This window comes from Kribbella sp. NPDC026611, assembly GCF_040638345.1.
Classification (GTDB): Bacteria; Actinomycetota; Actinomycetes; order Propionibacteriales; family Kribbellaceae; genus Kribbella.
The window spans coordinates 914,729-927,929 of the sequence record NZ_JBEZYC010000002.1 but is presented as its reverse complement, the minus strand read 5'-3'; the positions used below and the strand labels follow the sequence as shown (position 1 = coordinate 927,929).

Annotated in this window: 6 protein-coding genes; all 6 read left to right on the top strand. The window is 65.5% G+C overall.

Going from position 1 to position 13,201, the window contains the following annotated elements; genetic code table 11:
• The first annotated feature begins 23 nt into the window (after positions 1 to 23).
• The 6 genes from AB0E69_RS10430 (at position 24) to AB0E69_RS10405 (ending at position 12,728) form a co-directional block, all read left to right on the top strand.
• Entirely contained in the window at positions 24 to 512 is a 489-nt protein-coding gene (locus tag AB0E69_RS10430; RefSeq protein WP_360142449.1) for a hypothetical protein, read from the top strand.
• Positions 509 to 1,453 (top strand): RNA polymerase subunit sigma-70, encoded by a 945-nt coding sequence (locus AB0E69_RS10425; protein WP_360142447.1) that lies wholly within the window; start codon positions 509 to 511, stop codon positions 1,451 to 1,453. The genes AB0E69_RS10430 and AB0E69_RS10425 overlap by 4 nt, the downstream gene beginning before the upstream one ends.
• Before the next feature lie 61 nt (positions 1,454 to 1,514).
• Positions 1,515 to 1,814: a hypothetical protein gene (locus AB0E69_RS10420; protein ID WP_360142445.1), complete on the top strand. Its 300-nt coding sequence runs from the start codon at positions 1,515 to 1,517 to the stop codon at positions 1,812 to 1,814.
• Positions 1,815 to 1,953: 139 nt separating this feature from the next.
• The gene (locus AB0E69_RS10415) at positions 1,954 to 2,493 is read left to right on the top strand and encodes a hypothetical protein (protein ID WP_360142443.1); all 540 of its coding nucleotides are present in this window, start codon (positions 1,954 to 1,956) and stop codon (positions 2,491 to 2,493) included.
• Positions 2,494 to 3,030: 537 nt separating this feature from the next.
• Positions 3,031 to 12,201 (top strand): LamG-like jellyroll fold domain-containing protein, encoded by a 9,171-nt coding sequence (locus tag AB0E69_RS10410; RefSeq protein ID WP_360142441.1) that lies wholly within the window; start codon positions 3,031 to 3,033, stop codon positions 12,199 to 12,201.
• The gene (locus AB0E69_RS10405) at positions 12,198 to 12,728 is read left to right on the top strand and encodes a hypothetical protein (protein ID WP_360142439.1); all 531 of its coding nucleotides are present in this window, start codon (positions 12,198 to 12,200) and stop codon (positions 12,726 to 12,728) included. The genes AB0E69_RS10410 and AB0E69_RS10405 overlap by 4 nt, the downstream gene beginning before the upstream one ends.
• Positions 12,729 to 13,201 lie beyond the last annotated feature (473 nt).

Sequence of the window (13,201 nt, the reverse complement as noted above, 5' to 3'; positions counted from 1 at the left end):
TCGGGAGATGATCGAATAGGGGCGTGAAGGTCTCTTGGGCGCTGCTCGCGGTCGGCGTGGTGCTGCTGCTGTTCGGCGCGTACGCGAGCTGGACCGCCGGGCGGTTGGACCGCTTGCACACCCGGGTCGACTTCGCCCGGGCGTCGCTCGAGAAAGAGCTCTCCCAGCGTTCCGCGCTGGTCGCTGAGCTGGCTGGGACCGGGATCTTGGACCCCGCGGCGGCGCTGGCGTTGCTCGATGCCGCTCGACGCGCGCGGGCGGCGTCCTCGTCGGAGGAGCGCGAGCAGGCGGAGTCGGCGCTCACGCGGGCGATCCACGCCTGCGGGACCGATGTGGAGCCGTGGACGGGCGAGCTGAACCTCGCGATGCGGCGGGTCCAGTTGGCGCGGCGGTTCCACAACGACATCGTGGTGTCGGCGCGGGACCTCCGGCAGCGGCGGCTCGTGCTGTGGTTCCGGCTGGCCGGCCATGCGCCGATGCCGAGCACGATCGAACTGGAGGACGGCAGTTGACCTTCTCCCTCGAGGCTGTTTTCGAGGCGCACCGCGGCGAGCTGCAGGTGCACTGCTACCGGATGCTCGGGTCGTACGACGAGGCTGAGGAGCTCGTCCAGGAAACGTTTCTCCGCGCGTGGAAGGCCCGAGAGACGTTCGAGAACCGTTCCTCGGTCCGCGCGTGGCTCTACCGGATCGCGACCAACGCGTGCATCGACGTACGGCGTCCTCCGCGCGTCTTGCCGTACCAGCTGGAGCCGGCGTCGTTTCCCGCTGAGGCGCTGCCGGCCCGCGAGGACGTTCCGTGGCTGCAGCCGTTTCCTAGCACTCCGGAACAGCCGGATGCAGCCGCGATCCGCCGGGAAACGATCGAGCTGGCGTTCCTGATCGCGATCCAGCACCTCCCGGCCCGCCAACGCGCCGTCCTGATCTTCCGTGACGTCCTCGGCTGGCCCGCCCGCGAAACCGCGGCCGCCGTCGGCCTGTCCGTCCCCGCGGTGAACTCAGCCCTCCAACGAGCCCGGCCGGTCCTCCGCGACCATCTCCCCAGCCACCGCCTCGACTGGTCCACGCACACGCCGTCGCAGGTCGAGCACCAACTCCTGCGCAAATACATGACCGCCTGGGACAACGCCGACCCCACCGCCCTGGCCGCCCTCATGCACGAAGACATCCGCATCACCATGCCGCCGTACCCGTTCTGGTTCTCCGGCCGGGCGGACGCACTCCGCTCCCTGACCCCCAACCTCAACCCCACCTACCGAGGCCACTGGCACTTCCACCCCACCACCATCAACCACCAACCCACCCTCGCCGCCTACCTCAAACCCCCAGGCGCCCCCACCCACCACCTCTTCGCCCTGGACGTCTTCCGCATCGACACCGGCCTAATCGCCGAACTAACAGCCTTCGAAACCACCAACACCACCCGCTACGGCCTCCCGGACTCGGTGGCATGAGTGGACCGCCTCGACTGATTCCGCGTGTCCTCTGCCCGAGTCTGTCCCAGGAGTGAATGCGATGTCTGTCAGGGTCGAGTTGTGGATCGAGGGCCGCCTGGTCGGCGGTGCTGAGCAGTGGTGGGACGACATCACTGCCACGCTGCGCGGAATGAGCCGGAGTTCCCAATGCTCGCGGGGCGTTGACCCCTACATTGACGTGCTGTTCGAGCGAGAGGAGCTGACTGATCTGGCAGCGGAGGCCCACCGGTTCTCGCACCAAGCTCCCGACCACCTGCGCCCCTTCCTGCAAAAGCTCGCCGAGCTGTGCCGCGAAGGCAGCCGGGCCGCGACCTCCGAACTACGCTTTCTGGGCGACTGACAGACTGACACCCGGACAGATCCCTGTCGTATCTACCCGAAGTTCAATTTCCGGTCTGCGCGGGGTGTCAAATTACCTATAATCCTTGGCAGTTCCCGCCAGGCACACTCTACGACCGGAACGGTCCTTGGGAGAATTGATGACATTCATTCCGGAAGGCCCTGACTGGAATGTCCTGCGCTCGATGATCGGTGGCGCAGCGTTTGTGCCAGGCGCCGTGTCGCGGATGATCAATGCGACGACGATCGAGGATGCGTCAAAGGCATACTGGGAGCTTGACAATCGGGTCGTCGTACAGCAACAACTGTTCGAGTCAGCCGTGTGGACGGCAATTTTGGTGTCTGACGCCATCTGTAACGAGATGCCTTCCGATGTCGGTATGCGTCGAGCGCTGGATCTCTTGGTAGAGATCGCGGAAGGCGAGCCGGACCAAAGCGAGTTGGCTCTTGGCAATCGCGATCTTGGAGACGTCTGTCGGCGAGAGTTGAGCCGATTCCTCCCCTGCTTTCGCGGCTTGGCCACGAATGACGACGAGCACATCGTGCTCGGAGCTCTAGATCTCCTGGATATCTTGGAGGTCGATCGCCAACGCTTGCGCGAGTTGGCTGAAGCGGTCCTCCGGCGAGACGCGGGACCGGCCCCGAAGGCGCGGGCAAGAGAGATACTCGATAGCGATTGAATTACCGCACAAACTGCGACGTGGTCTAAGCGGCGCCGGGGTCGGTGATGGCGGAGGAGACGGTGAAGCACGACCGCGTGCCGACTTTGGGAGATTGCCGGTCGGGTCTGACGGGAGGGCTCGACGTCATGGACCTCTTGACCGGCTCGTGCGCCCCAACTGCCGACCTGCGCCGTCGGCTGATCGAGACCTGACGCACACCCCTCGCACCGGCGAGTGACATCGCTCGGCGAGCCCTCGGCGTTACAGATTTTTGGGGATTTACCGGATGTTGCAAGTTACTGGCCGGAGTCGATCGACGACTGATACATTCCGCTCGGCGCTGGTGGGGTCGGGGGACCCCAGGGTCCTGTTGCAGGTCGTCCACGCCCAGGGGGATCACTCATGGCCGGGTCCAGGCTGTCTTCTCGTGCTCGCCGTCGTCGGGTTCGCAGTGCGAAGCTGACGGCGGTTTTCGTTGCGTTGGCCGTGCCGTTGACGGGGGTTGGCCAGGCAGTGCAGGCCACCTCCGCGGCTGCAGCGGGTACGCCGCCTCCGATGCCGCAGGCTGCGATGTCAGGCAAGGCGGAGGCCAAGGCGCCGACACAGCGCCTGGGATCGGGGAAGCTGCCTGCAGCGGTTCCGGGGAAGAACACGGCGGAACCGCCGTCGTTGCGGTCGATGTTCCCGGTGACGCCGGCGAAGCCCGTTGACGCTGCGAAAGAGCAGGCAGCACCGAAGCCGGCTACGCCGATGCCCACCAAGCAGCCCGCGGTCAAGGGTTTCGACAAGCAGACGAGCCGGGAGTTGCCGGAGAAGCGGGACCGGTACTCCCAAACGTTCGTGAACACGGACGGCACGGAGACCAGCGTGCTGTCGCCGGCGCCGCTGAACTTCCAGAAGCCGGACGGGTCATGGGCTGAGATCAACGCCAACCTGCAACCGCGGGACGGCGGTGGCTGGGAGACGATCTCCACCGAGATCGCCTCCTGGATCGCGCCGCAGGCCGACGCGGATCCGGTCGCACAGGTCGAGCTCGGCGACGGCCACAACATCGGCTGGAGCGTCGACGGCGCGACCGGCGTACCCGGTCAGATGGCGGGCAGCAAGGTCGCCTTCCCTGACTTCGTGCCGAACGCCGACCTGGAGCTCGAGTCACAGCCGCGCGGCATCAAGGAAACGATCGTCCTCAAGTCCGCGGCGGCCCCGCGCTCGTACGTCTTCCCGCTCGAGCTCAGCAACCTGATGGCCACATTGGTCGGCCGCGAGATCGTGCTGACCGACGAGCGAGGCGTCGAGCGGGCTCGTATCCCGGCCGCCACCATGGTGGACTCAAACACGGTCGAGGTCCCGGCGACGTCGAGCGCGGTGACCTACGAACTGGTGACGATCGGCGGCAGCCAGGCGTTGAGGGTGACGCCCGACAGTGCCTGGTTGGACGACCCGGCGCGTGTCTACCCCGTGCGAATCGACCCGACCGTCTTCCCAACAGATCGACTGACTCCGACGTATGCCGTGAGCGCGGGCGTCAACGGCTCGGTCAGCGGAGCGAGTGACCTCCAGATCGGCTGCCGCCCGGCGTCGGGTACGACGAACTGCTCGTCGACCAGCGGCTGGAACGCGTACACCTCGCTGCTCTCCTTCCCGAACCTGGTTGACGCGTTCCGGTACGACACGATCCTCGGCGCACAGCTAGAGGTCTACAACTATCAGGCAGATACGTGCTCATCCCGTGGCGTCGACGTTTACGGCGTGATGGAGGGTTGGCAGTCCACGCCGCTGTCCAGCCTGAAATACCCGGGCCCGCAGACGGCCCCGTCGGTGATTGCGTCCAAGAGCTTCTCGCGCGGCTATGTCTCGAGCACGACGGGTACGACCGCATGCCAGCCGACCTACGACGCTCTCGCGTTCAACTCGGCGGGTGTGTCCTGGTTGCAGAGCCTGGTCGACGGACAGCGGTCGAACTTCGGTTTCGCGATGTACGCGAACCAGCGCACGGACCGGTACTCCTGGAAGCGATTCGCCGGTATCAGCACCGCGAACCCACCGAAGCTGGCGGTGACGCACTCGCCGTACCACGCGACGTACGCGCTTCGCAGCCAGCCGCCGGAGGACTACGTCACGCAGGACAGGGCCGGCAAGTTCCCGATGACGATCACGAACCTGGGTGACTTCACCTGGCAGCCGGGCAACGACTTCATGAGCTACCGGGTGTTCAAGGACGACAAGCTGGTCAACGTGTCGGCGCTGGCGACGCCGGTAACGACCTCTGTTCCACACGACGGCAAGATCAATCTCGACGTTGCGGTCGGTGCGTTGCCCGGTTCGGCGGACGGGATCGATTATCAGATCGAGTTCTCGATGGTGCATCGAGATACCACCGTCTATCGCTGGTACACCGACTGGGGCGTCGATCCGAAGGCTGTGCTGATCACCGTCCAGAACGTCCCGCCCGTGGTCGACCTGTCCAAGGTCTGGCCGCTCAACGGCGCACAGGCGTACACGCTGACGCCACAGGTCTGGGCGTCCGGGATCGATCCCGACGCTCCGGAGAGCACCCTGAAGTACTCGTTCCGGATCTGTGAGGTCGTCGACGACAACCCGACCGTGGGCTGTTTCTTCAGCGGCGACTACACGTCTTCAAAGACTTGGGTGGTACCGGCAGGGAAGCTGGCCTGGAATCGCGAGTACCAGTGGCAGATCTACGTCCAGGACAACGACGGGCAGCACACGATCGGCACTCCGATCACCCTGTTCACCGACGTGCCCCAGCCGGAGATCACCGCGCACATCGCCAACAACGACGGAAAGTCCCAGGACAAGCCGTACGATCCGGCGGTCGGCAACTACACCGCGTCCGCGCTCGACGTCGTCGTACCGGTCGCCGGCCCGGAGCTGAACGTCGCGCGGACGTACAACAGTCTCGACCCGCGACGTGACGGCCTGTTCGGTGCCGGCTGGACCAGCCGCTACGACATGCGGCTGCTCATCGAGAGCGACGGCAGCGCACTGGTCACCTATCCGGACGGGCGGCAGGTGCGTTTCGGCAAGAATGCGGACGGTACGTTCGCGGCGCCACGTGGCGACAAGGCAATCCTGACCGCCACGTCCGCGACCGGACCGTGGACCTTGCAGATCGTCGCCGGCACGAAGTACGAGTTCGCTGCCGGCACCGGCAAGCTGAGCAAGATCTACAGCACGCAGGGCAAACCGGTGGCGCTCTCTTACCGTGCTGACGGGACGCTGCAGTCGGCCGCGAGTTTGGACGGCGCCGGCCGGAAGCTGTCCTTCACCTACACCACCGACAACAAGCATGTCGCGTCGGTCAGTACCGACGCGGTCGGTGGCGCTCCGCTCACGTGGACCTACGAGTACTCCGGTGACGTCCTGACGAAGTCGTGCAACGCGGACCAGAAGTGCACCACCTACGGGTCCGCGCAAGGTTCGCACTACCGGAGCGCGGTCCTCGACAGCAAGCCGGACGGCTACTTCCGGATGTCCGACGACGGATCCGACCGCGATGCGACGAACGAGGTCGACATCGTCCGCAGCGACGCCTTCGGCACCTACTCCGGCGTCGGGTTCGGGCAGACCAGCCCGCTGTCCGGCGTCGGTGACGCGGACAAGGCCGTCTCGTTCGCCGGCAACGCGTGGATCTCGATGCCGGACGGGATGGCGACACGAAGCCGTGACGAGGCGATCGAGCTCTGGTTCAAGACGAGCGGAGCGACCAGCCAGCCGCTGATCGGGTACCAGAAGGAGCGGCTGGGCAGTACGACGACCGGTGGCATGCCGGTGCTCTACGTCGGTGCCGACGGCAAGCTTCGTGGTCAGTTCTGGCACGGCTCGGCGGCGCCGATGACCTCGTCGGCGCTGGTGAACGACAGCGCCTGGCATCACGTCGTCCTGAGCTCGATGGGAACCCGGCAGTCGTTGTACCTGGACGGCGCGGCGGTCGGGACGATCACGCAGAGCGTGGTGGACCACGAGCAGTTCGCGGTGAACGAGATCGGCGCCTCCGTTGCCGCGGCTCCCAGCGCGTGGCCGTCGTACGGCACGCAGGCGTTGCGGTACTTCACCGGTCAGATCGACGAGGTCGCGCTGTACTCGCACCCGCTGACAACACGGGACGTGGCCGCGCACTGGCAGCAGGGCCGGACCGCCGCGGACCAACTGTCGTCGATCACCTCCGCGGGCGGCCGAACGACCGCCGAGGTCGAGTACAACTCAGCCAACGACAGGGTGCAGAAGTACGTCGATGAGAACGGCGGAGGCTGGACGCTCGGAACACCGGAGACGGAGCAGGGGCGCCCGCCCTACTTCCCGGCATACCGCCTGGTTCACGTCACCGGTCCCAACGACACCGACTACGTCTACCAGTACGACGCACTCGGCGGGTGGCTGATGCGGACCGGGAGGCCGCTCGGTGAGGACACGCAGCGACCACCCAGCGCAACCACCACTCGACACTGGCCTGACACCGGCTACGCGATTCGCAGTTACACCCACGACAAGACCGGTCAGCTGACCGGCGTCACCAGTGAGGTCGGCGGCGAGGTCAGCATGAAGTACGACGATCGCGGGAACGTGACGTCGACGATGACCTGTCGTGGCGCCGGGACGGACTGCCACACGGACTACACGACGTACCACGGCGATCCGGCCTGGCCGGCGCTGGATCCGCGGTGGGACAAGCTCGCGACGTACCGCGACGGACGGTCGGCGAGCGCGACCGACGACACGTACAAGCGGTACTCGAACCTGACGACGTACGGAGACGTGGCTTCGGACGTCAGCCCGGACGGCGGCGCCAAGCTCTACACGTACACCGATGGAGTGCAGACCGGTCCGGACGGGAAGGCGATGCCGCCGGGGCTGCTGAAGACCGAGTCGGTGAAGGTGGACGCGGCACGGACAGCGGTGACGCAGTACCTGTACGACCAGTTCGGCGATCTCGTGCAGACGACGGCGCCGTCCGGTCTGGTGACGAAGTACACCTACGACGAGATCGGGCGGAAGAAGACCGAGACACAGGTCTCGGACATGTACCTGAGCGGCGTGACCACGACGTACGACTACGACAAGATGTCGCGCCTCGCGGCGGTGACTGGCCCGGTGACCACCGACGCCGTGACGGGGGAGCAGCACCAGCAGAAGGCGGAGTTGGAGTACGACGCCGACGGCAACGTCACGAAGACGACAGCGCGGGACCTGAAGACCTCGGACGATCCGCGAGTGTCGACGATGTCGTACGACGACCGAAACCGCTTGGCGTCGACGGTTGATGCCAACGGCAAGGAAGCGCAACAGGGGTACGACGACGCCGGCAACCGGACGTGGTCGGAGGATGCGAACGGCAACCGGTTCGAGTATAAGTACAGCGATCTGAACATGCCGACCGAGGTCTGGGACCTGAACCTCCCGGCCGACCCGAACAACCCGCCGACGGACGGGCCGCGGGAAGGGATCGACTATGCCGTCCGGTCGAAGACGCAGTACGACCCGGCCGGCCGCAAGGTGGCCGAGGTCGATGCGATGGGGCGGCTGGTCACGTACGACTACAACCTCGACGACACGCTGAAGACAAAGACGCTGAAGAGTTTCCACAACCCGGACGGGAGCACGCGGGACTACGTGCTGGAGTCCGACACGTACGACGGCGCCGGGAACCGGACCAAGGCGGTGACGGATAACGGCAAGTCCACGACGACGTACACGATCGACGTGGCCGGGCGGGTGGCAACGTCGACGGTCGACCCGACCGGCCTGGCCCGGAAGACGACGTACGTGCATGACTTGGCCGGCAACGTGACGCAGCAGGACGACACGGGGAGCTGGTCGAACGCCGATATAGCCGGGCCGACTGCGGTCACGGACACGACGACGTTCGTCTTCGACACGGCCGGGCGACGAGTTTCGCAGACAGTGCAGAATACGTCCGGTGCGATGACGACGTCGTGGATGTACGACCAGCGCGGGCTGGCGACATCGAAGACGACGCCGCGAGGTAACGCGTCCGGGGCGGTGAAGGCCGACTTCACGACGACGTACACGAACGACGAGCTGGGCCGCGCGATCAAGACGATCGCGCCGACGGTGAAGGCCGAGCACGACGGCGGTGCCGCGGCGGACGTGCAGCCGACAGCGACGGTCGGGTACGGCGCGTTCGGTCAGGCGACGTCGTCGAAGGACGCGCTCGGTAACGTGACGAAGTCGACCTTCGACAAAGTCGGCCGGACGGTCTCGGTGACGGGTGCTCCGTACACGCCGCCGGGTGGTGCGGTGATGACGCCGCAAACGACCTTCAACTACGACGCGGTCGGGAATCTGCTGGAGCAGATCGATGAGCGCGGCAATGCAACCCGGTTCACTTACGACCATCTGAACCAGCAGGTGCAGGTCGACGTGCCCGGCGCGACGAACGACGTACGGGCGGTCTCGAAGATCACGTACACGCCGAACGGTGACGTGGAGTCGACCACAGACCCGCTGGGTGCGGTGAAGAAGTTGACCTATGACGACCTCGACCGCGTGGTCACGTCGACGGATGTCGAGCGGAAGCCGACGGCGGGCAACTTCGTCACCCGGCTGACGTACGACGACATGGACAACGTCGTGAACGCGCAGTCGCCGTCGGGTGCGGTCGCGTTGAGCTCATACGACTCGCTCGGGCAGCTGACCAAGTCGACCGATCCGAACGGCGTCGCCACCCAGCTCGGCTACGACTACGCGGGGCGGCAAGTGCGGTCCTCCGACGCAATGGGTCGCAGCAGCGTCGCGACGTACGACAAGGCCGGGCAGTTGGTCGCGTCCAAGACGTTGAACGCCTCGAAAGTTGCGCTCGGCACGACTGCTCTCGGGTACGACTTGGACGGGGACCTGATCTCGTCGACACCTGCCTCCGGGAATCGCGCGTCGACGTACACCTATGACGCTCTTGGGCGACTCACGGCGCAGATCGATCCGGTGTCGGCGACGGACCAAGTCGGCATCTCGTACGGGTACGACGCCGCCGGCAATCGCACCCGCTACACCGATGGCCGTGGCAACACGACCGTCTATTCCGTGAATACGCTCGGGTTGCCCGAGAAGGTCATCGAGCCCTCGACGACCGCTCAGCCGGCGGTGGCGGACCGCACGTGGACTGCGTCGTACGACGCGGCCGGTAACGCGGTCTCCCTGCTCTCGCCTGGCGGTGTCACCCGGACTCGAACCTTCGACGCTGCCGGTCGGTTGACCGTTGAGAACGGGACCGGCGCCGAAGCATCGACATCGGCTCGCAACCTGACCTATGACCTGGCCGGGCGGCTCGCGACCTCGAGTTCGCTCGACGGGGTCAATACCTACTCCTACAACGACCGCGGCATGCTCCTTCGCGCTGATGGCCCGTCCGGCACGTCAACGCAAGGCTACGACCCGGACGGTCAGCTGACGCAGCGGATCGATGCGGCCGGAACCGCTGACTTCACCTACACGAACGGTCGGCCAACGACGGTTACCGACCCGGTGACGCGAGCGCTGCAGACGCTCGGCTACAACGCCGCGGGGCAGTTGTCGACCGTCGACTACGGCTCGTCGCGGGTCCGCACAATCGGGTACGACGCGTACGGCCGGATGAACTCCGATGTACTAAAGGCCGGTACGGCGTCGGTGTCGTCGATCACCTACGGATACGACGCCGACAACAACATCACCGCCAAGAACACGACCGGTGTCGCCGGCGCCGGGAACAACACCTACGTCTACGACCAGCTCGGTCGGCTCACCTCGTGGACGAAGGGGACCACGACCACGGCGTACAGCTGGGACGCGAATTCGAACCGGATCAAGGCCGGCACGAAGCTCGCGTCGTACGACGAACGCAACCGGCTCCTGGACGACGGCACCTCCACCTACACCTACTCACCTCGCGGTGCCCTGCTGACCCAGACGACGGCGGGCACGACGGAAGCCTTCAGCTTTGACGCCTTCGACCGGATGATCACCAGGTCCGGCCGCGACTTCACCTACGACGCCCTCGACCGCCCGGTGCAGTCCGGCACGGCTCGGATGCGTTATGACGGTTTCAGCGACGAGGTCGTTTCCGACGGCACCCAGTTCTTCGGCCGCTCCGCCTCAGACGGCTTGCTGTCCGTCGGCTACGACACCACCAAACGCCTCGTCCTGGCCGACCGCCACGGAGACGTCTTCGCCGGCTTCGACCCCACCGACACCACCCTGTCCACCGGCCTCCCCGACACCCGCACCTACGACCCCTTCGGCAACTCCACCAGCGCCACCGGCCTCAAGTACCGAATCGGCTACCAAGGCGACTGGACCGACCCCCGCTCCGGCGACATCAACGAAGGAGCCCGCTGGTACAACCCAGGTAACGGCACCTTCAACTCCCGTGACTCCATCACCCACGACGCCGGCACAGCCAGCTCAGTCCTGAACCTGTACGCCTACGCCGGCGGCAACCCGGTCACTCTGAACGACCCCGATGGCCATCGTCCATTCGACCCTCAGCCCAATTGCGTATGGCAGTTCCAGGGATGGGGCGGGCCGAATAGTGACCATACGATCTATAAACGAGTATGTAACGACCCGCCTCCTCCGCCCAAGCGAGACTGCCACCAGACGGAAAGCTGCTCGTGCAAGGTGACGGGGACCTGTCCACCAGTCTGCAAGCACGGTGACTGTGGCGGTTGCAAGAAGGGTTGTGACCCGGGTTGTAAGGGCAGCGCTTGCCCGCCGAAGTGCAAGGCGCACGGCTGCCCGCCGAAGTGTGAAGGTGGCAGTTGCCCGCCGCGGTGCAAGGCGCATGGGTGCGACCCGAAGCCGCCGCCACCGTGTGACGCCGCATGCAAGAAGCGCAAGGAGCTTGATCGGGACGCGAAAGACACCGCCGAACCACCGCCTGGCGACCCGTCGTGCGCGAACGGCAACCCGGCTCTGTGCCCGGTCAACCCAGATCAGCCATCCACGATCGTGGGCCCTGCCGACGACCTGACCGACGAAACCAGCGACTGGTCCAACCAGCAATACCAAACCGCCCTCAATGACGGCGGATCAGTCGTCGGCTCCGTCGCCGACACGGGCCGCTACAACTGGTTCACCATGAGTCTCACCAACGATCCGTCCATCGGGAGGAAGATCGGGGAGTGGCTCGGCGACGGCAAGCCGATCCAGCAGAAGGTCGGCGACGAAGTCTTCGTAGACCCGTTGGTCCAGACCTATCAGGCATGCGCAGCCGCAGTTCAGATGGAGGGCGACTACTCCTCGAATTGGCGGGCCTGCAAGATCGGTCTCGCGCTAACCGGCCTCGGCTTCTCGGGCGCTGGCGAAGTCTTCGGCATCGGAGTCAGAACCGCTGAGGGACTCGCCGCAGCCGAAGTTGGCGGTCAGTGGGCGGATGCTCTCGCGGGCCGTACGGCCGTGGGCAGCGGCCTCAAAACACCTCAGGTCTTGCGAGTTGGTGATGTCAAAGTGCCAGCAGTCCCCAAGGGCGCGATTGGAACTCTGTCCCACACCGGCAAGGGAATGGAGTACGTCGTTCCGCGCGGCACCCCCGAGATTTCGGAGAGAGTCGCTACCGTCCGTATTATGGACCCCGTGACCTCAGGGAAGTACCAGTACCCGCGTGGGTACGCCGTGTACATGAATGCATCCGGGCAGACGATCAATCCATTGACGGGTCAGACGATCGCCAACTCCGACCCGTTCGCTCACATCCCGCTGCCGCGATGAAGATCAACGATCTCCTTGGTCTGTCCGCCAGTCTGCGCCAGCATGCATCGCTTCCGGAGATGGACCCTTTGGCCGAGGTCGATGCGCTGCAAGAGGCGCAGGCCGTCGATGTCCGGTTCGACGCGCTCGCCGGCATCGCCGGGATCATCTTCGACCTTCGGCAGGCACTTCAGCTTCAGGAGGCCGACACAGGCGTGCTGGTCGCTCGCGGAGTTCGCGAGCTGACATGGACTGGACCGAGCCGGGACACGGCTCTGACTGCTTGGTCGATCGGTAGCTCGGTCCCACGCAGGGGCAACGGGTTCTTCAGCTTGAGCCTGATGATGTGGCCCCACCCAGGCGCCCACCTGACGCTCACGGCTGAGGGTGCGGCCTTCTTCGTTGGGCATGTGCCTGGCTTGTCCGAGGTGCCGGTTGACTACAGTGATCGCGACCGGGGGACGTTGATTGGTGAGGTGGCCAGTTGGGAATCCCTTTTCGCGCCCGTTCGAGCCGTGTTCCTTGACTCCGTACTGGCCGGAGACTGACGGACGGCCGCGTGCTTGGACCCGCTAGTTAGGTCTTCCAAGCCTGCTCTACCTGGTAGAGGCGAGCCGGTGACGACTGCCTGGATACCCGTGGGATCCGCAGGCAGTCGCCGTCGGTGATCTAGCGCCCGACCTGGTCTTGTGAAGGAGATATGGCGTGGTGCATCCAGTCGTTGACCCGGGTCCTAGCAGGTGGCGATGTACATGTGGTCGAGCTTCGTGTAGTCGGTCACAGGCGATAGCCGCGGGCCTCTCTGCTTGAGTCCACAAAGCGGTGGACTTGCGTTGATACTGATGGTCACGCGGACGCTGAGGTACAAGCCGCCGTGCAGATGTCGATGATCAATTACGGCTCATCGCGGGTCCGCACAATGGGTGTGACCGGGTAGGGCAGGATGAAATGGACCGTGGCACGGGCGCAAGGGACCGGTTTCCCGTTGAGGTGCAAGGGTGGCAGTTGATCCACTGCCTCG